Raw genomic sequence first — 20,382 nt, 5'->3', positions numbered from 1 at the left:
TATTACATTTCGTGATAACCTATTATGTAAAAAAAATTGTAAAATGGTGGTATATGTAAAAATCAATACCGAAGAAAACTAAACAGTTTCATAAATTACTGAATTTAGTTCTTTTCTATATTGTGAAGCATTTTTACCAGTAAATTCTTTAAATAACTTGTTGAAATGACTGAAATTATTAAATCCACTTTCATAACAAATATTTGCGATACTAGTTGGTTTTTCAGCTAAAAGTTTTGAAGCATGTACAACACGGTACTCATTAACAAAAGCAGTAAACGTTTTTTTAGTCATTTTCTTAAAATATCTACAGAAAGAAGGCACGGTCATGCTTGCCATCGCAGCTACATTTTCTAAACTTATTGGTGTCTTGAAATTATCTTTAACATAATTGAGGACCATATTAATTCTATCGTTATCCTGAACCTGTGTTTCGAGTGAAAACCCGGAAGCATTTAAAATTCTATAATCGGTAGCGTTTTGAAGTTCTTTTAAAACGGCCAATAGTGCTAATAGCCTTTCAAAAGGTAATAAACCTTCCATTTTCTCTATCTGTTTGCCAACTGCTTTTTTGGTTTCATTTCCAAAAGCTATTCCTCCCCTGGCCTTATCAAAAAGTTCTTGTATACATTTTGTTTCTTGTAAACCCAGAAATCCTGTTCCAAGAAAATCTGGTTTCATCTGAATGACTGTTTCATTCTTGTTCCCGGTATTGTAATCAGTAAAGCCACAATGCGGGAGATTGCTTCCAATTAATATTAAGTCTCCATCGGTATAGTAAGATATATGGCTTCCAATTTGTCTTTTTCCAGCTCCGCCATTTACAAAAACCATTTCGATTTCCTGGTGGTAATGCCATACATGAGCTTTGTTATTAGAATTCATTAAATACTTAGAATAATAAAAAGAGCTTCCAAAAGAAGACTCAACTACCTCGTATCCAGGTTTTATTGCTTTCATATTTTTTCAGTTGAACAAATCAAAAATATACTTTATTATGAGTTTTAACAAGAAAAAATACATGTTAATGTTAATATAGCATAACTATCGGAAAATATGCAGTCAATTATACTAACTCATTGTCAATAACTTAGCATCATCAAATAATTACTAACTCTTCTAAAATTAATGATATGAAAAATCTACTCAAAATTGGCCTGATAGCTACCATCCTTTTTACTAGTGTAAATACATATGCAAGTAATGATGACCTTTCATTAAAAGTTAACAGCGTAGAAAGAAAAACCATTCGTCTTTCTATAAATCAGACGCAAGACATGAAAGTAACCTTTTATGGCCTGAATGATGAAATCCTATATGAGAAAAAAGGTCATGAATTAAGCGGGTCCAGCAAAACTTACGACTTAACTGATTTTCCTGATGGGAATTATATAATGAAATTAGAAACGGATTTAAAATCGGTTGAATATCAAATTAACATTGAAAATAATAAAGCCTCGCTTTCTACAGCCCCAAATAAAGAAACCTTTAAACCAGTGTTGACAAAGAAAGATGGAGTGGTAACCCTTAATTTAGATTATACCAATAAGGCTCCGGTTGAAATTACGATTTTCGATGAATTCAACAATCAGCTTTACACGAATACTTATAACGATTCGGCAAAATTGGTTAGAAAGTTTAATATTGGCAAAGCCCTTTCTAGTAAATTAACTTTTGTTATAACATCTAAAGATCAGGCGTTTAACAGCACTATAGATGTTAGATAAATCGAATATTTTTTTTCCTGGACTTATCTGCTTGTAATAAATAAACCATTTAAATTAAATGGTTTATTTATTACTATTAGTTCCACTTTGCCGTTAAATTGGTATTTTTTTTATCAAATTGATTGCCCTATTCCACTTTGGGTATACCTCAATTGGCTTAATGTAATTAATGGTCTCAAATTCCCAGGGAATTAATACCTCGATGTTGTTCAGTTTGGATAGTTCCGGGATCCACAGCCTGATAAAATCCTGCGCCTTATATTTATTGGATTGATGTACCGGATTGGTATACCAGATTTCAAAGGCCTGCATATGCCAGTTCATCCAATTTGAGCTTACATCGTAATCGATTAGTTTTGATTCGAAATAAGCGGCACCCCAGGTCCAGTTTATTTTTAGATCATGCACCAGGTAGCTCGCACAGTTTACCCTTCCGCGATTACTCATATACCCTGTTTGATTTAGCTGGAGCATATGTGCGTCGATAAATGGAATACCAGTATTGCCCTGGCACCACCGTTCAAATTTCCCGGGATCATTTTCCCAGACAATCTTTTTATTTTTAAAACCCTGAGTTGAAAAAATTGAAGGCCCAATCCGCATTCCCTTAAATGTAAAGTAATCCCTCCAAACCAATTCAAAAATCAGCCACCAGGTACTTTGATTTTTCCTGACCTTTTCTTCATATTCTTTTACCCTGCTATATATTTGCCGGGGAGAAATACAGCCCAGGGCCAGATAGGGGGAAAATTTTGAACTATAATCCAATCCATCTGATTTATTCCTGCTCCACCTGTATCCTGTGAGAAGTTCAGATTTAAAGGTGTAATATTCCAATCGTTCCAGTGCTGCGTCTTCCCCGCCTACGAGAAAAGGGTGTGATTGCTCATACTCGCTTTTACTAAATCCATAAGCTGAGCAAGAAGGGAATTCTATATTTTTTATATTCTTTACACTATTTAAACTGGTTGGTGTGCTTATAGTTTCTCTTGGGCTTGATTTTTTAGCAACCGGTATTCTATAAGCCTTGCTTGTAAGGGGGATCTTAGAAATTTCAAAGGGAATATCATCTTTGTGGTATAGTGTCTTACCCCACAGGAAATGAAATTCAATTTCCGGTAATCTATCCATAATTTCCGAAACTAAATCCAGTTCAAAGGGTGCGTACTCCTGTTCTGCATAAATATCAGTAACCTCAAATTCTTTAACAAGCTGCGGTATTGTGATCATTGCCGACTTTTCGCCGATAATTAAATGCCCGCCCAAATGCTGCAGATTTCCCCTCAGGTTAATAACGGATTGCTGCATAAATTTGAACCGGATAATATCGGCTCTACGAGAACCATTAACTGACTGTTGATAGTCTTTTTCCTCAATGCAATAGCAGAAAACCAATTCGCTACATTCCTTTTGAGCCTTCAATAACACCTCATTATCGTGTAACCTCAAATCGTTTTTAAACCAGACTAAGCCCCGTTTTGCCATCTATACTTAACACTATAATCAGGATAATGTTCTCTCGGTATTCCACATAAACCATCTCAAGATATAGCGTGATAAATGTATTTAACGCACTTTTCTAATCGGGTTCTAATGTTGTGGTCACGATTTCGTCAAATGCTTCGCGAAATCAAGAAATTCGTTTAGCGTAATCTCTGCAATAATATATTTGCGGCCAGATGGTAACCGTTTTTAGACATAAAATTGTGATTTTCTTATTCAGTATGGTGTTGTTTTTGGGTTTTGGCCTTAAAGCAACAGTTTCCATTGGTAAATGGTCAGCTTTTTATCTGGCAATGGAAGATGAGTCCCTAACTGGTGAAGAAAAGAATACAAAGAAGGAGAAATCTGATAGATCCGCAAAAAAAATGTGGTATTTGGAATCGCCGGAAACGGATCAGCTTTGGTCAAAAATTTACATAGCTACGGAAGCCCACAATAAGGTCTATCTATTGGCCAAACTCTCAGAGCCCCATATCGCAATACTTACTGAACCGCCTGAAAATGCGGCATGCTTTCTACGCGTATAAAATACGGGTAACTACTTTCTATTTTCCCTGACACTTAAATTTTAAAGCCTATCATGAACAAAAAACATGATGTGCCGGCGCTTAGGCCCTGGCAACGCCTGGTTGGAATACTCCATTTTGAGCGATCTACCATTAATTACATATTTTTTTACGCGGTATTGATCGGGTTGCTCGGACTGACCCTACCCTTAGGTACAACAGCAATCTTCAATTTGCTGAGCAATGGTTCAATGTATAGTTCTACCTATATTTTAATCGGGGTAGTGCTGATTGGAATATTAATCGGTGGTCTGCTGCTCATTGGTCAGCTAACCCTTGTTGAACTTGTTGAGCAAAAGATATTCGCAAGAACCGCTCTGGAGTTTGCTTACCGTTTGCCACGAATCAAAAAGTCTGAATTATCCGGAGAATATCCACCGGAACTGGTAAACCGTTTCTTTGATATTCTGACGATCCAAAAGGGACTTGCCAAATTAGTCGTAGAAATGATATCCTCAGCAGTGCTGATTTTTTTCAGTGCTATTTTACTCTCATTTTACCACCCGGTGTATATGGCCTTCGGAATCTTTATTACACTGGTACTGGCTATTGTCGTTGCACTTTACTATAAAGACGCCGTGCGAACCAGTATAGAGGAATCCGGGTATAAATACGAGGTGGTAGCTTACCTGGAAGATATAGCGGCAAACCTGGATCATTATCGTGGCAACAAAAGCAGAATGAGGGAGGCAATGGAAAAGACAGATGATATCACTTCCAGCTACCTGAAAGCGCGTACCGGTCACTTCAGGATTTTACGTAAATTTTTTACCAGTTCTATAGTCATACGGGCGGTACTGATGGGCGCCCTGCTTTTGATGGGCTCTTATTTTGTCATCGACAGGCAAATGACCTTCGGTCAGTTTGTGGCGGCCGAAGTGATTGTTGTTCAGATCAGCTATGCGGTAGAAAAACTAATGACCAGTATGAGTACTATATTCGATATGGTAACCAGTGCAGAAAAGCTGGCTGTAGTAACCGATATGGAACTGGAAGACGGACAGGAGGTAAACCATGGGTAATCATCGTCAGGTAAACCACCAGGCCAATTGGGAAAACCTTGGAGATAAGACCAGTCAGTCTTTACTGCGCATGCGTAAGGTACTGGTCTTGGAAAGGATCATGCTGGTTGCATTTTTACTTTCGCTTGGTATTTTATTTCTGCCATGGCGGCAAACTATTCCGGGTAAGGGTACTGTTACCGCTTTAAGACCCCAGGATAGGCCTCAGACCATTCAAAATCAAATTGGAGGCCGAATAGAACGCTGGCATGTTAGTGAAGGGCAAAAGGTGCGGCAAGGTGATACCATATTGCTGATATCAGAGATTAGTCAATCTTACTTTGATACTGAGCTTCCGCTTAGATTGAAGGAGCAGCTAAAAGCAAAGCAAGGAAGCGAAGCTGCTGCAAGACAAAAAATGCGCGCTACTGAAGATCAGATCGGCGCTCTTGGCCGCGGATTAAACTTTCAGCTGGTAGCCGCAGAAAATAAAGTGAAACAGAGCATGAACTATGTTCAAAGCGATAGTGCCGACCTACAGGCACTGCGTCAGTTCTATCGCGTCAGTCAATCCCGTTTAGCGCGTTACGAACAAGGGTTTAAAGATGGCCTGTTTTCTCTGACTGATATCGAGACCCGTCGTCTGAATGTACAGAACGATAATGCGAAGCTTATTGCACAGGAGAATAAGCTGAACAGTTCGAAACAGTCAATGCTTAATGCACAGATCGAATTGGATAACATCAGAGCTAAATACCAGGAATCTCTGGCTAAGGCGCAATCTGATATGGGAACTGCACTATCGGGAGAGGCCAGCGCCCAGGGCGATATCGCAAAATTACGCAACGAGATTGCAAGTATTGATTTTCGCAGAGGTTTGTATGTCGTCCGTGCGCCTCAGGATGGTTACGTGATTAAAACCATGAAAGCCGGGATTGGTGAGATGATTAAAGAAGGGGAATCGGTAGCTACATTGCAACCTGAAAATCCTTTGGTAGCGGCAGAAATTTACGTGAATGCAATGGATGTGCCGCTAATGCAAGAAGGTAGTGAAGTTCGTTTACAATTTGTAGGATGGCCTTCGGTACAGTTTTCTGGCTGGCCGTCGGTAGCTGTGGGCACATTTGCCGGCAGGGTATTTTCAATAGATAGAATGATTAGTGCAAATGGTACTTACCGTGTACTGGTTAAGCAGATGGTCCCGGTTCCTCAGGCTGATGAGCCATGGCCGGTTCAGCTTAGACAGGGATCAGGGGTATTTGGCAGGGTCATTTTAAATTCTGTACCAGTTTGGTACGAGATATGGCGACAATTAAATGGTTTTCCTCCAAGTCTGGAGAGAGAACCAAAAAGTAATCAGGTTAAATAGAGACATTTATGAAGTTGTTATTCATCTTAATTATATCATTATCCGGTTTGCTAAGCTCCTTTGCACAATCGCAAACTGATACTGCCAATGTATTTATGTTACAGGATCTGGAGGTAATGGTATTTCGTAATCACCCTATAGTTAAACAGGCAGCGCTGCTTAGTGAATCTGCACGCGCAAATGTAATGCAATCGCTTGGCTATTTCGATCCTGGAATCAGGGCTGGTTTCGACAGGAAGATGTTTGGCAATAAGAACTATTATAATCGCTGGGTGAGCGAACTGAAAGTACCGCTTTGGCTTGCTGGTGCGGACCTTAAAATAGGATACGACCGTAATGTTGGTGATTATGTAAACCCGGAAACATCTACTTCTACAGCTGGTTTGGCGGGTATTGGCCTCAGTATTCCTTTGGGGCAGGGTTTGTTGATAGACAGCAGAAGAAATACATTAAGGCAGGCAAAAATTATGGTCAGCTATGCAGAAGCCGAACGTGTAAAGCAGATCAATGCCATTTGGTATAGTATTGTTAAGGACTACTGGAACTGGTATTTCTTTTATAATCAGTTTCAACTGATCAATGAAGGACTGGAGCTTGCACAGACAAGATTTAAGGCAATCAGCAGGCAAACAAGTTTGGGCGATAAGGCTAGCATTGATTCGGTTGAAGCAGCTATTACTGTGCAGGACCGAATGATTCAGTATGAAAAGATGAAAATAGACCTGCTAAATGCGAGGCTTACTTTATCTAACCATTTATGGAGTGATGAAGCGCAGCCACTGGAATTGCCGGAGAAGGCCCGCCCGCTTCAGTCCATACAATTGCAGGATAAACCTCAAAGGCAAGTATTAGATACTTTGCTGGAATTTGCAGCGGGGAGCCATCCTGAACTGATCAAGTTGCGTATCAAAGGAGAACAGCTCGCAGTGGAGCGCTCTTACAGAAAAGAAATGCTGAAACCTAAACTTAATGTAAGCGGATCGTTATTATCTGCACGCAGAAGTTTTAACAGCTACGTTCCTGATAATTACGATTTCAAGATGGGTAATTATAAGCTCGGATTCGAATTTGCACTCCCTCTTTTCCTTCGTGCAGAGCGGGGCAAATTAAAAGAGGTGAAGATCAAGCAGCAAGAATTAGCATATGATATGCAGCAATCCAATCGTGAAATCAGGAATTCGGTACTGACCAGTTACAATCATTTAAATGCCTACGGTGAACAGCTTGCGGTCCAGGTGAGAAGCATTTCAAACCAGGAAGTATTGTTGAATGGTGAATCTTCTAAGTTTGATCTGGGTGAAAGTACCTTGTTTCTGATCAATAGCCGTGAATCTAAATTGATTGACATGAAAATCAAACGGGAAGAAATGATTTCAGGTTATCAGAAAACATTGGCAGAGCTTTATTATAAAGCGGGTAGCAGGATGTTGTTTCATTTATAGCTGGAATCCATATAGGCTGATGATATAGCAATTGTTTATACGCTTAAGTACATTAGTAATTAAGCGTATAAACAACTATGCAATAGGCTGGATAATAGATGTGGCTATCATGAGCTGTGCTAATTTCCATTATAAGGAGCAGAAAACTTTCCTTCAGTTACGGTGATAAATTCATTGCCATCTCTCAGTTCTAACTTCCCTGAAAAAGTGCCTTTTACCCCCCAATCAGTTAAGCTTGTGATGGTAAGCGTAAATTGAGTACCCGGGCTTCTACCGCCTTCATATACTGTAGTGCCCATATGCTTTCCATCTTTATAATTTTGTATATAAAACTGTCCCTTAAGTTCCGGGGCAGATGTACCTGCTACTGAATAGGTTTTTTCTTTCACTCCTTCGGGAATTACCATGTCAATACCAAATCCAGTTATCCTATCTTCCTTTTCCCAACCGCCAATCACGACAAAATGAACTTCGTCTTCAGCGGGTTTATCATTGGCATTAACGGATGTGTTAAAACTATAGTCCTTGCCGTTTAATTTGCAGGTTAAGTATTTTTCTGAGCCATCACTTCTGTCTGCATTTTGTTTACTACAAGATGATAAGCAAATAAATACCAGTAGTGAAAATGTTATGGATAATCGTCTGTTTAATTTTATTTTTTTCATAATTGTTCGTTTTCGGCCTTCAACCTACTTCTTTACCTGGACTGATATTTGCCCATCTTCCAAGGCTTCAATATTTTTTTCGCTAAATACCTCAGGGTTGTTTTTTTGTAATGCTTTCAGCAAATCAGCAGTTGTACCACTGTGCTGAAAACTAATTGTAGAGCCTGATGTGCTGAATTTCATTTTTGAATTAGCTACCCTCTTAGTACCCTCTATCTTCTCATTAATGCTTTTTAGGGTAGCGAAATCAACGCCGCTAATATTTACAATAGTTTTAGTTTCAGCACCAGCGTCTTCCGCACCTTTCTTTTTACCAAACAACTTGCTGAACTTACCTCCTGTCTTGCCTGCTCTATCTGCAGTGTTGCCCGCTCTATCAGCCTTATTAATCGTACGGTCTATTTTATCTAAAATGCCTTGTGCATTTGCAGATGCTATACCAAATAACATAATAGCTAAACATATAATTCCAAATTTTCTCATCGTGATATTTTTTAATTTGTAAATCCAAAGAGACTAATTCTTAATGCTTCATACAATAAATGAATAAATGGATTTTTTTCTAATGGTATTCCTGTATTTTAACACAAAGCCCCAATTTTATGCGGGTAGTTTTTACCTTTATGTAACCCGGGCGACTCATCTTTTAATCAAATTTTAAGTTTGCTGTGTATAAACTATTTGCCAGCTAACCTGCCTGCTTTATTATTAAAAACGTTTATGAAAAGATGGTTACTAACTTTAGTATTTTGTTGGTGCTTTATAGCCAGTGCACAAACAACACTTTCCCTTGATGATGACGCAGCTTACATTGTCCGCTATGAGAAGAAAGTTGCCCAATTAAAAAACGATAGTGCTAAAGCATTTGGTTATTTACAGCTATCCAGCTATTGCAGGCTAATTGCCGACACGGTAAAAATAAAACGGTATTTGGCTGCGGGTAAACAACTGGCTGGGAAAAACTTATTTTTAGAAGCCGCAGTACCGTACTTTGAAAGCTTGAGCCTTTTGACAACAGGTAATATGCCATTAATACAAAATAAATTAATGGAGGCTGAAAAAAAAATGTCTGCGCTTACTAGTAAAGATGCTTTTATGATTCGAGGTCTGATTTGGCATGCTTACAGTACCTCTCAGCAAATACAGGGCAAAGAAAATGAGGCCACAAAAAATTTTATTGGCAAGGCACTTCCTTATGCTAAAAAGTCGGGTAACTTATTTTTAATTGGCAATGTAAATAAATCTGTAGGAATAGGTTTTATGAATGCCAATCAACGGGATCTGGCTGCTCAATACTTAAATATAGCAATCAAAAATATTGAACATGCTTCAACTGACAATCCTGTCAGGCTGGAAATATTAGTTGAAACCTATGTAGCCGCGGCCGAAAATGACATTTACCGAAAGCAATTAACAAATGCAAAAATTAATTTAGATAGAGCATATGAAATCATAAAACCGCATCCGGCATCTAACCTATTTTATAAGTTCGATTATGTACAAGGCATTTATTACAACAGGGTTAAACAATATGATAAAGGTTTAGAACATTTTGAACACGGAATTGCCCTGGGTTTAAATGATCCGCGATCTGTTCATTCGGTAAACCGTCTAATGTATGGCAGGTATGAGACCCTTAGCTTGAAAAAAGACTTCAAAAAAGCTGGTGCTCAATTGGAAGATTTAATTAAGAGTCCGTATATATTAAGCACCGATAAGAAAATGTACTACAAAGATCTGGCTAAGGTGTATACTAACGGAGGTCTTACTAGTCAGGCTTTGAAATGGTCTGAGAAGTACATTCATCTCAGCGATAGTTTATACGAGGCAAAATTCCAAAACGATATTATTGAGATGGAAAAAAAGTACAGGGAAGCTGATAATCAACAACAAATAGCCAGGTTAAAAATACAAAAGAAAAATGCGGAGTTAACGGCGAAAAACAATAAACAATTGGCGTGGTTTTTAGGCATAATAGGTTTATTTTTGTTGATTTTATTTATAACCATTTGGCTGTTACTTAAAAACCAGCGCCATCTAGCCAGCCAGAAGTTGTTAGAAATAGAACGACAACAGCAGCTAGCGTTAAGCAAAGCCATGTTAGATGCAGAAGAAAAAGAGCGAAACCGAATGGCTACTGATCTGCACGACGGACTTGGTGGAATGCTGGCTGGGGTTAAAATAAACTTATCAAGTTTTGCGAGCGGCAACGAGATGGAAAACCATAGCTTTGAGCTACAAAAAATTATCAGTCAATTGGATAGCTCAGCCACCGAATTGAGAAATATTGCAAGGAATATGATGCCCCAAACCTTGATTAATTTTGGCTTGGAAACTGCCTTAAAAGAATTTTGTGATAGTATGATGAGACCTGATCTTGAAATAGATTTTGAAGCACTCAACATTAACCCGGATATACCTTTTCCAAAGCAAGCCATTATATACCGAATTGTGCAGGAAATCTTAACTAACATACTTAAACATGCAAATGCTACAGAAATTGTTTTGCAGTGCAGTCAACGTCAAAATCGTTTTTATATTACCGCAGAAGACAATGGTAAAGGGTTTGACGTTGATGCCAATAACTTAAAAAGTGGAATGGGCCTGGCCAACATCAAAAACAGGGTACAGTATTTGGGTGGCATTTTAGAGATCTCTTCTGAAATAAATGAGGGAACAACTATAAATATAGAGCTTGAAGCAGACTGATATGATTAAAATTATTATTGTTGATGACCACCCGATTGTAACTGAAGGCGTTAAAGCTTTGCTAAAAAATCATCCCGATCTTACCGTTCTCCAAACTTTTGACCACGGTTTACCTAGTCTGCCTTATTTAGAGGTTAACGAGGTGGATGTCGTATTGCTGGATATTTCGCTGCCCGATACCAATGGGATGGAGCTTTGTTTAAAAATAAAATCAATTAATTCCAAAATATGTGTAATCGTTTTAAGCAACCATGCTGAACGTTCGCTAATACTAAGTATGTTGCAAAATGGTGCATCTGGGTATATACTTAAAACCTCACCTGTTGACGAAATTAAACAGTGCATTACCGACGCATTAAACGGCGGGTTGGCTTTTACTAAAGCGGTACAACAAATTATTTTAAAACCAACTGTAGGCGAGTTAAAGAAACAGCCTAAAATTACCAAACGCGAAAAACAAATTTTACAATTGATAGCTGATGGTAAAACAACATCCAACATTGCAGAAACTCTATTTTTAAGTCCAGCAACTGTAGAAACACATCGCCATAATATGATGCAAAAATTTGGTGTAAAAAATGCCATAGAACTATTAAAAGCTGTCCAGGAGCGAATGTTGATATGATGCAAACTGAGAAAGCAATTAGTCCTGAGTCAATTATTACACAATAAATATTTCTTTTGAAAAAAATCAGGTTCTTTTTAACAAATTTTAAAGATAATAAACATTAGTCTACTAAAATAGTAGTATTTTAATATATTTGCTCAATCATAGCTCACAAGATTTATATATACTCTATTTAACACTAATTTATATGAAGAATTCTCTACATTTTTTGACGTCATCCCCTATCTCATTTTCTGCAATTGCACTCAAAAAAATTGCTTGTTGTACAAGTAGTTGATGTACCTGCTAAACCTCCTTTAATTTTAATATAATCCTTTAAACGGCATCTGTTCTGGTGCTGATGGAATTCCTATGCCTTTAATTTAACAACACAAACCGGGCCGCTGGCCCATAAAATCAACAACTATATTCTTATGAAAATAAGCCTGTCCATCTTATTCCTATTTTTATTCAGTCATCAGTTCAGTTATGCCCAGCAAACAAGGAGTATAGCTGGAAAAGTAATTGAAAACGAAACCGGTCTGCCTCTTTCGGGGGTAAGTATCCGTATTAAAGGAAAAAACTCCGGAACAACCACTGATCAATCCGGAGGTTATCGCCTGAATATTCCGTCTGATCAGGAAACGCTGATATTTAACTTTTTAGGTTATGAAACAAAAGAACTTCCTGCAATAGGGAATATTCTTAATGTTACTTTATCTAATAGCCCTAATTCATTAAATGAGGTGGTCGTTATAGCCTATGGTACAGCCAAACGCTCCAGTTACGTTGGGTCTGTTTCACAGATCAAAAGTGAGCAGCTCGAAAACAGGCAGGTCTCCAATATCAGTAGTGCATTGCAGGGAATAGCACCTGGTGTACAGGCTACATCCCAAAGTGGTCAGCCTGGAACTACGGCAACGATCCGGATCAGGGGTATTGGCTCTATCAATGCGTCCAGTGATCCTTTATATGTAGTGGATGGCAATCCTTTTTCAGGAGATATCAGCTCTATTAATATAAATGATATTTCTTCTGTGAGTATACTGAAAGATGCGGCTTCCAGTGCGCTTTACGGATCCAGAGGCGCGAATGGAGTGATTATTATTACGACCAAAAGTGGAAAAAGTTCTCCGGATACACAAATCAGCGCAAATTTTACTGAAGGGATATCAAACAGGGCGGTAAAAGACTATAAACAAATGAGTACAGACCAGTATTTTGAAAGTTATTGGCTTGCCCTGAAAAACAAACAGCTTACCAATGGTTTATCTGATGCGCAGGCGCGTACAACTGCAAGTGAAAATATACTTACAGATCTTGGTATTAATCCTTATGGTTCAAAATATCCTCAACCTGTAGGACAGAACGGTAAAATAGTACCGGGAGCAGTACCTTTATGGAATGACAACTGGCAAAAAGCAGTTGAACAGACTGCGCTAAGGACACAGGGCGACCTGAGTTTTAGCGGCGGCAGCGAAAAAAGCCAGTATTATATTTCAGGTGGTTACCTGAACGATCGCGGAATTGCTTTAGGATCCGGCTTTAAACGCTATAATGCGAGAGTTAACCTGACAACACAGGCAAAAAAATGGCTAAAGGCCGGGCTGAATATTTCTGCATCAAACTCAAAACAGGATTACCCTGTATCTGAGGATAGCAATACGGCCAATGTAATTAATTTTTCCAGGGTTATACCAAGCTTCTATCCTGTTTATGAACGCAATGGCGATGGTTCATATAAATTTGACGGCGGAGGAAATAAGGTATTTGACTTTGGTCCTTACCGCCCCAATGCAGCAATTCCGAGAAGTAATCTGGCTGCTACTGTTGGATTGGACAAAAATGAAATATTTAAGGATAACGTATCTGCAAGGACTTTCCTTGAAGCTACGATCGTGCCTGAATTAAAGTTCAAAACTACTTACAGCGGTGATTATACCAATACGAATGAAAATGATTATACCAATCCCTTATTGGGTGAAAGTGCAGAAATCAAGGGTTCGATTGACAGGCAGATCAGGCGTACTTATTCTTACACCTGGAATAATATCCTGACTTATGAAAAGACCTTTAATCAGGATCATCACTTTAGTGTTCTGGGCGGTCAGGAAATCTATAAATATAACTCCCGGATTATGTCCGGAAGCAGGCAGGGTTTTGTCCTTCCCGGATTATATGAGCCTGATGCAGCTTCACAGCTGAATAGTTTTGGCGGATATGCTTTAGACTATACCTTACTGAGTTTTTTTGGCAGGGCCGAATATGATTACAAAAGTAAATACCTGGTATCTGCTTCAGTAAGATCTGACGGATCTTCAAGATTCTCCCCTCAAAGCCGGTGGGGTACATTCTGGTCGCTTGGCGGTTCATGGAGAGCATCAAAGGAAGACTTTCTTAAGGACACACCGTGGCTGAGTAATTTAACTTTCAGAACCAGTTATGGTGCGCAGGGAAATGACAATATTGGTGTTTATTATGCTTACGAAGCACTTTATAATGTGAATAACAACTTAGGCGAGAATGGGTTGGTTACCAGTCGCCTTGCAACACCAAATTTAAAATGGGAAACCAATCTTAATTTTAATGCAGGTGTGGATTTTGGGATTTTTAAAGACCGGATCAGCGGTACTTTTGAATTTTTTAACAGAAGATCAAAAGATCTGCTTTTCAGAAGACCAAAAGCAACTTCAACGGGATTTACCTATATAGATGCGAATATTGGTGCGTTAAAAAATACAGGGGTCGAATTACAGATCAATGCGATTCCGGTAATCACGCCTGATTTCAGGTGGTCAGTCAGCTTAAATGCGACTCACTATAAAAACAAAATCACTGATTTGCCACAGGATAACCTTATTTCAGGAAATAAATTACTGCGTGTTGGCGGCTCTATTTATGACTTTTATTTAAGGGAGTGGGCTGGTGTAGACCCGGCTAATGGTAACCCGCTCTGGTATACAACCAATAGTAGTGGACAGAAAGTAACAACGAATGATTATAGCAAAGCTACACAATACGTACAGGATAGCTCCCTGCCCACCCTTACTGGCGGGATTACAAACACCTTCAGCTACAAACAGTTTGAACTTTCGGCTCTGCTTTCTTATAGTATCGGAGGCAAAATACTGGACAATGACTACATTTCATTAATGCAGAACGGGAGTAATCCGGGAGCATCATGGTCGGCAGAAATGCTGAATCACTGGACGCCTGAAAATCCCAATACAGATGTTCCCCGTTTAACTACAGACAACCTTGGATGGACACAGGCTTCTACCCGTTTCCTGTATAGTGCTACCTATGCCCGTTTAAAAAATGTAAGCCTCGGCTATCGTTTACCTAAATCTGTATCAGAAAAAGCAGGGATTAGCAATTTGAAATTTTTCCTGACAGGTGAAAACCTGCTCACCTTTTATGGTCATAAAGGAATGGATCCTGAACAAACTGTTCAGGGAGCTACTTATTACAGATATCCAGCCATCCGTACGTTCTCGGCAGGTATAAATTTAACTTTTTAACAGATCTTAATTTTACAACATGAAACTCAATATAATTACCCCTCTATTAGTCTTTGTACTTTTACTAGCTCTGGCCAGCTGTAAAAAAGAGCTTACTACGGCTCCGACAGATGCTGTTCCTGAAAGTTTAATTTATACCAGTGCAGACAATATTGAGACTGTTCTTAATGGCACCTGGTCCTATATGAATGATACATATTTTTCTTATGCAAATCCAGGTTATACGACCATATTGAGAACAAGTGATGCGATGGGCGATGATGTAGCTATCATTACCAATAAATATGGTTACAGAGATGCCTACCCTTTTACAGGGGCCAATAACCAAACCAGATTAAATGCGATATGGACAATTTTGTACAAAGTGATTGACAACTGCAATAATATCATTACCAAAATTGATGCGGCAAGCGGATCAGCAGAAAAGAAAGCCCAGATCAAAGGTCAGGCTCTTGCTTTAAGAGCAAACAGCTATTTAAACCTGGCAACATACTATCAGTTTTCCTATCTGAAAGATCCTCAGGCTAAAGCGGTACCTATTTATACTACTCCAACCGCAGCCGATACTGAAGGAAAACCAAAATCCACTTTACAGGATATTTACCAGTTGATCACATCAGACCTTACACAGGCAGAAACTCTTCTTGGTGCCTATAACAGACCTGATGCAACCAAATACAAGATCAATCTTGATGTGGTACATGGTTTACAGGCCAGAACATATCTAAACATCGGTAAATGGGCTCTTGCAGCTGAAAAAGCGGGACTGGCGAGAAAAAAATATGCCTATATGAGCACGTCTGATTACTATAGCGGATTTAATGAGCTGACCAACAGTGAATGGATCTGGGGACACGGACAAAAACCAGATCAGAATACCGCCAGTTATACCTTTAACTTTCTGGATGTAAGTTCTCCTTCTTCCTATTATTATAGTTTCATGGCAGATCCTAACTTTAAAACCTTGTTTGACGAAAATGACATCAGAACAAAATTATTTTCCTGGGATGGGCTGCCAAGCCGGGAAGGTTATCTGCGTTATGCTAAATTTAAATTCCGGGCAGACCAGACAGGTGATATTGTTTTAATGCGCTCCTCTGAAATGACCCTGATCCAGGCAGAGGGCTATGCAAGAAATGCGGATCTAACCAGCGCGGTGCAATATCTGAACGAACTGCGCAAGGCAAGAAATTCCAATCCGTATAACCTCACTGGTAAAAGTCAGCAGGAGGTAATAGATGCTATTCTGATCGAAAGGAGAAAAGAGTTATGGGGAGAAGGATTTGCCTTATCAGATATTTTAAGGACCCAGTCGGCTGTTCAGAGGCTTCCATATAACGATGCGAATGGCCAGCCTATTAAAGTCACTGTAATTACTCCTGATGGCACAAGTAAGCTAGTGGCTGCAAAACAGCACACCACTTTAAAGTTCCCGGATGGAACAGCCTTTATTCCAAACAGTCCATATTATTTGTTCAACATACCTCAGTCTGAGTTAAATACCAATCTCAATATCAACAAATAGTCAGATACACTGCTCCCAAAAGTTGAGCTGACTTTTGGGAGCATAAGCTATAACTTTGGCCTGCGGATTTTAATATCTTTTTTTATCGGAAAATTTGAAATCCTGTATTCTCGGTAAGGGTCTGATTAAAATTATCTTTTTCCTTCTATCTAATATTTTCCCTGAACCTGACACGTCATCAACTTCGGTTCTAAGCCCGGTAATTAAGTTAAATGTAGTTTGCGTAAATATTGTATATTCATCAATATACCCTTTGTCTGTATTTTGAATAAACTTATCTACGTGAATTAATTCAAAATTTCCTTTGTGATATTTGAAATCGCAAGTAATATTTCCTCCTTTAATTTCACTCCACATTCTTAAAATCCCCTTTTCAATAAAAAAATTTGGAATTTGGTATTCACTATGTTTTCCTTTTTTTCCGTTGGGATATTGTGGTTCAATTATTTTGGTGGAAGATACAGCTAAAGTTAATTTTCCATTTGGATGGGAAAGGAAAATTTGTAATATTAATGGCTTTGTTTCACTGATTGTATCCATTTTTACAATTACTCTGTCCATTTTACCATCATTATTCAAGTCGCCCTCTTCTTCTCTTACTTGATAAGTATAATTATTTTTATTTTTAATATTCTGAGCGAATAAATTCATTTGAGATGAAAAGAAAATGAGTACAAGGTATAAATAAAGGTTTTTCATAATTTTAAGTTTTTTGAAACTGACAGGTAACTCATAAATATACGAACATATTTATTTGCGTAATTTTCTTCAAGGCTTAAGGTAAGCTATACCCCAACCTTTCTATTCTTCCAGAACACAGTGTAGCACAAATTTAAATAGAATTGCAGATAGGGTTTTGTTCAGAAAGTCCGTTTACTTAGTGGAGAGCACTAATATTTCGCAACAAACTAACACAACACATACACAAATGAATCACCCAAAATCAATTTTATTATTATTCGCATTGATGACAACATCTTTGGCATGCAAAAAAGACAAAAACGATGATACGTCTGCGATTAATACTTCTCAACCTGCTGGAAACAAGTTATCCTGGTGGCAACCAACTACCGGTGTTAGTTTTGACTGGCAGCTTGATGATATTAACAGCACAGCAAATTTCTCAGCCGACGTAGTGGATGTTGATGCGTTTACTACCAGTGCGGAGACAGTAGCAGCTTTGCACGCTAAAGGAAAGAAAGTAATTGCTTATCTCTCTGTTGGAACTATTGAAAATGACCGTAACGATGCTTCGTTAATTCCTGCTGAAGTTATTGGAAAACAATATCCTGAATGGCCAAAAGAAAAATGGCTGGATATCCGTCAAATAGACAAGCTTAAACCATGGTTAAACTCCAGATTAAACATGATATTAAAGAAGGGATTTGATGGCATTGAACCAGACAATATGGACAGTTATGATAATGATCCAGGTTTTAACATTCAGATAGCTGATGTAAAAAAGTATGCAGATTATCTTATTAGTCTGGCACATAGCAACGGCTTATCCATAGGCCAGAAAAATGTCAAAGAATTAACAGCAGATTATGCTTCTAAATTTGACTGGGCCTTAACAGAAGATGCTTTTGCACAAGGCTGGCAAGATCAATTTTCTGGTTATATCAAATTAAATAAGCCTGTTTTTGCTGTTGAGTACTCGGACAAAATGTCCCAATCTAATTTTCAAACAAACGTTTGCCCTTCAGCCAAACAACTGAAGTACACCGCAATATTAAAAAAACGGGATCTATCGCAATGGGTAGATCGCTGTAATTAATTCAGTTACAAAAGGGCACCCTGAATCTTATTCCAGACCTTCACTAATTTTTCGTGGCAGAAGGTCTGGAACTGCCCACTATATACAGAAACTATACCCCAACCTTTCTATTCTTCCAGAACACAGCATCAGGCCATCTCTTTTCTTCCTTGTAATATTGAGATTTAGTACTGATATAATGATCGTATATTTTTTTCAAACCTTCATTATAATTGTTAATGCTATTCGCATCATCATCCTGATTTATAATAGCCAGTGCCCCATTACAAGCAGAACTCATAGCAAAGCCGATCCCCATTGAAGAAATAGGATCAAATGAATCATCAGAAGCCAGAACCACTGTTTTATCTGTGTCAGATGGTTGCCCGATCCTGCCATTGTCTTGTCGTAGTCTGCTTCGCCAATATCTGCTACAGAGCCAAAAGCTGCTCTTGTAACTGCACCACCTGCATTAGCGATAATCACATCTATGTTATGGCAAAAGGAGATTCTCCGATATTTCGAATGATATAGATGGAATTTCTAACAGAATGTTGAGCAAAGAATTAAAGGAATTGGAAGTAAATCTGTAGGTAAAACGAACCGTTTTAGATACACAACCCATAACAGTTCAGTATGAACTTACGGAACACGGCGATACACTCCAGGTCATTATCAGTAATCTGACAGATTGAGGAATTGTACATCGAAAGAAAATTGTCGGGAAATAATATCTATTCTCAATAAGAATGCGTTATTTATAATTGTAAACAAGTTGTCAAGAATGATGGTAATTAAATATAAAGATTCAATATATGAAAAACGCTAGTTACTGGATAGACCACCTTGGGCTTCAACCACATCCTGAAGGTGGTTATTATAAAGAAATTTTCAGATCTCAGTCTGAAGTTTATCGTGTTAACGAAAGTAAATTAAAAAGCGCTTGCACATCAATATATTATTTGCTTGAAGGTAATGATTTCTCCGGCTTTCATCGCTTAAAGTCTGATGAGTTTTGGTACTTTCATACAGGTCAGCCAGTAAATATTCATGTTTTAGATACAGACGGGGGTTATAGATGTATAGAACTTAGTGATTCGGAAACTGGGAATTTACAAGCTTTCATTGAACCGGATTGTTGGTTTGCAGCAGAGATTCCATCAAAATTGGGTTTTGCGCTGGTAAGCTGCGCAGTTGCACCTGGTTTCGATTTTTCAGAATTCGAAATGGCAAGTAAAAGTTCGTTGATCAGTGTTTACCCATCTCAGAAAAGTCTAATCGGGAAATTGTGCCGATTTTAAAACAACTTGTTAAATGATTGCGGATGTTCGAAACCCATAGACATGAGACTAATTTCAGAACGATACCCGAATGATAAATAACCTACTTAATAGTATACAAAATCTAATAACACTAACCCCGGCCGAAATAGAAATTGTAACTTCTTTGTTTAAAGAAAAGATATACAAAAAGGGAGATTTCTTTTTAGAAGAGGGACGAATTTGTAAACAAGTCGGATTTGTTGTAAAGGGATTAATGCGATACTACATTAATCACGATGGTGAGGAAAAAACATACGCCTTTTCTCAGGAAAATGATTATGTATGTAATTATGAAAGCTTTCTTCCCCAAAAACCATCTTCAAAAATTATACAGGCTTTAGAAGATAGTCTTGTCTTAGCTATTTCGTACGATGATCTGCAATTGCTCTATGCGAACGTTAGTGAAGGGGAACGTTTTGGCAGGATAGCAATTGAAGCTGTTTTTATACAACTACTGAAAGATATCAATTCATTTTATACTGAAACTCCTGAACTTCGCTATGCGCGTTTTATAAATTCCCATGCAGACTTACAACAAAGAATTTCCCAATACCATATAGCTTCATTTGTTGGGGTTAAGCCACAATCACTTAGCCGTATCCGTAAAAGAATTTTTACCCGATTTTGATTTGTTAACCCAGGTGCATTAATGCCGGCAGTTGTCGTGAT

The 20,382-nt window shown here is 38.3% G+C and carries 18 protein-coding genes and 1 pseudogene; 13 read left to right on the top strand and 6 right to left on the bottom strand.

Features of this window, described 5'->3' with window-relative positions:
- Positions 1-78 precede the first annotated feature (78 nt).
- Positions 79-960 (bottom strand): AraC family transcriptional regulator, encoded by an 882-nt coding sequence (locus tag HDE70_RS06905; protein WP_183868872.1) that lies wholly within the window; start codon positions 958-960, stop codon positions 79-81.
- A gap of 173 nt (positions 961-1,133) precedes the next feature.
- On the opposite strand from HDE70_RS06905, the gene HDE70_RS06900 reads away from it, so the two are divergent.
- Complete coding sequence (locus HDE70_RS06900) at positions 1,134-1,727, top strand: hypothetical protein (protein ID WP_183868874.1); 594 nt, start codon at positions 1,134-1,136, stop codon at positions 1,725-1,727.
- Positions 1,728-1,820: 93 nt separating this feature from the next.
- Here the strand turns inward: HDE70_RS06900 and HDE70_RS06895 are convergent, their stop codons facing one another.
- Positions 1,821-3,212: a DASH family cryptochrome gene (locus tag HDE70_RS06895; RefSeq protein WP_183888972.1), complete on the bottom strand. Its 1,392-nt coding sequence runs from the start codon at positions 3,210-3,212 to the stop codon at positions 1,821-1,823.
- A gap of 194 nt (positions 3,213-3,406) precedes the next feature.
- On the opposite strand from HDE70_RS06895, the gene HDE70_RS06890 reads away from it, so the two are divergent.
- The 4 genes from HDE70_RS06890 to HDE70_RS06875 are packed head-to-tail and all read left to right on the top strand — an operon-like array spanning position 3,407 to position 7,608.
- Positions 3,407-3,757 carry a hypothetical protein gene (locus tag HDE70_RS06890; protein ID WP_183888970.1) on the top strand — a complete coding sequence of 117 codons (351 nt, stop codon included), beginning with the start codon at positions 3,407-3,409 and terminating at the stop codon, positions 3,755-3,757.
- 53 nt (positions 3,758-3,810) lie between these two features.
- Positions 3,811-4,818 carry an ABC transporter ATP-binding protein gene (locus tag HDE70_RS06885; protein ID WP_183888968.1) on the top strand — a complete coding sequence of 336 codons (1,008 nt, stop codon included), beginning with the start codon at positions 3,811-3,813 and terminating at the stop codon, positions 4,816-4,818.
- Positions 4,811-6,166 carry an HlyD family secretion protein gene (locus HDE70_RS06880; RefSeq protein ID WP_183888966.1) on the top strand — a complete coding sequence of 452 codons (1,356 nt, stop codon included), beginning with the start codon at positions 4,811-4,813 and terminating at the stop codon, positions 6,164-6,166. Before HDE70_RS06885 ends, HDE70_RS06880 begins: the two co-directional genes overlap by 8 nt.
- Positions 6,167-6,174: 8 nt before the next feature.
- Positions 6,175-7,608: a TolC family protein gene (locus HDE70_RS06875; protein ID WP_183888963.1), complete on the top strand. Its 1,434-nt coding sequence runs from the start codon at positions 6,175-6,177 to the stop codon at positions 7,606-7,608.
- A 119-nt stretch (positions 7,609-7,727) separates the two neighbouring features.
- Here the strand turns inward: HDE70_RS06875 and HDE70_RS06870 are convergent, their stop codons facing one another.
- Both HDE70_RS06870 and HDE70_RS06865 read right to left on the bottom strand, forming a co-directional pair.
- Positions 7,728-8,273: a hypothetical protein gene (locus HDE70_RS06870; protein WP_260160052.1), complete on the bottom strand. Its 546-nt coding sequence runs from the start codon at positions 8,271-8,273 to the stop codon at positions 7,728-7,730.
- A gap of 24 nt (positions 8,274-8,297) precedes the next feature.
- Positions 8,298-8,756 carry a hypothetical protein gene (locus HDE70_RS06865; protein ID WP_183888961.1) on the bottom strand — a complete coding sequence of 153 codons (459 nt, stop codon included), beginning with the start codon at positions 8,754-8,756 and terminating at the stop codon, positions 8,298-8,300.
- A gap of 237 nt (positions 8,757-8,993) precedes the next feature.
- On the opposite strand from HDE70_RS06865, the gene HDE70_RS06860 reads away from it, so the two are divergent.
- The 4 genes from HDE70_RS06860 (at position 8,994) to HDE70_RS06845 (ending at position 16,635) form a co-directional block, all read left to right on the top strand.
- Complete coding sequence (locus tag HDE70_RS06860; RefSeq protein ID WP_183888959.1) at positions 8,994-10,982, top strand: sensor histidine kinase; 1,989 nt, start codon at positions 8,994-8,996, stop codon at positions 10,980-10,982.
- Positions 10,969-11,607, top strand: coding sequence for a response regulator transcription factor (locus HDE70_RS06855; protein WP_260160050.1), 639 nt, complete (start codon positions 10,969-10,971; stop codon positions 11,605-11,607). The genes HDE70_RS06860 and HDE70_RS06855 overlap by 14 nt, the downstream gene beginning before the upstream one ends.
- Before the next feature lie 416 nt (positions 11,608-12,023).
- Complete coding sequence (locus HDE70_RS06850) at positions 12,024-15,110, top strand: SusC/RagA family TonB-linked outer membrane protein (RefSeq protein ID WP_183888957.1); 3,087 nt, start codon at positions 12,024-12,026, stop codon at positions 15,108-15,110.
- Positions 15,111-15,129: 19 nt separating this feature from the next.
- The gene (locus HDE70_RS06845) at positions 15,130-16,635 is read left to right on the top strand and encodes a RagB/SusD family nutrient uptake outer membrane protein (RefSeq protein WP_183868891.1); all 1,506 of its coding nucleotides are present in this window, start codon (positions 15,130-15,132) and stop codon (positions 16,633-16,635) included.
- 69 nt (positions 16,636-16,704) lie between these two features.
- Here HDE70_RS06845 and HDE70_RS06840 read toward each other — a convergent pair whose 3' ends face one another.
- Complete coding sequence (locus HDE70_RS06840) at positions 16,705-17,334, bottom strand: hypothetical protein (protein WP_183868893.1); 630 nt, start codon at positions 17,332-17,334, stop codon at positions 16,705-16,707.
- A 268-nt stretch (positions 17,335-17,602) separates the two neighbouring features.
- Here HDE70_RS06840 and HDE70_RS06835 point away from each other — a divergent pair, with 268 nt between their 5' ends.
- Complete coding sequence (locus HDE70_RS06835) at positions 17,603-18,412, top strand: endo alpha-1,4 polygalactosaminidase (RefSeq protein WP_183868895.1); 810 nt, start codon at positions 17,603-17,605, stop codon at positions 18,410-18,412.
- 91 nt (positions 18,413-18,503) lie between these two features.
- Here HDE70_RS06835 and HDE70_RS06830 read toward each other — a convergent pair whose 3' ends face one another.
- Positions 18,504-18,752: a hypothetical protein gene (locus HDE70_RS06830; RefSeq protein ID WP_183868897.1), complete on the bottom strand. Its 249-nt coding sequence runs from the start codon at positions 18,750-18,752 to the stop codon at positions 18,504-18,506.
- Between the two features lie 136 nt (positions 18,753-18,888).
- On the opposite strand from HDE70_RS06830, the pseudogene HDE70_RS06825 reads away from it, so the two are divergent.
- The 3 genes and pseudogenes from HDE70_RS06825 to HDE70_RS06815 all read left to right on the top strand — a co-directional run.
- Positions 18,889-19,086: pseudogene (locus HDE70_RS06825) on the top strand (winged helix-turn-helix transcriptional regulator); the annotation flags it as partial.
- A 120-nt stretch (positions 19,087-19,206) separates the two neighbouring features.
- Positions 19,207-19,692, top strand: a complete 486-nt coding sequence (locus HDE70_RS06820; protein WP_183868899.1) for a cupin domain-containing protein — start codon at positions 19,207-19,209, stop codon at positions 19,690-19,692.
- 70 nt (positions 19,693-19,762) lie between these two features.
- Positions 19,763-20,341, top strand: coding sequence for a Crp/Fnr family transcriptional regulator (locus tag HDE70_RS06815; protein WP_183868902.1), 579 nt, complete (start codon positions 19,763-19,765; stop codon positions 20,339-20,341).
- Positions 20,342-20,382 lie beyond the last annotated feature (41 nt).

Source organism: Pedobacter cryoconitis (assembly GCF_014200595.1).
GTDB lineage: Bacteria > Bacteroidota > Bacteroidia > Sphingobacteriales > Sphingobacteriaceae > Pedobacter > Pedobacter cryoconitis_C.
This window is presented reverse-complemented; position numbering and strand designations above follow the sequence as displayed.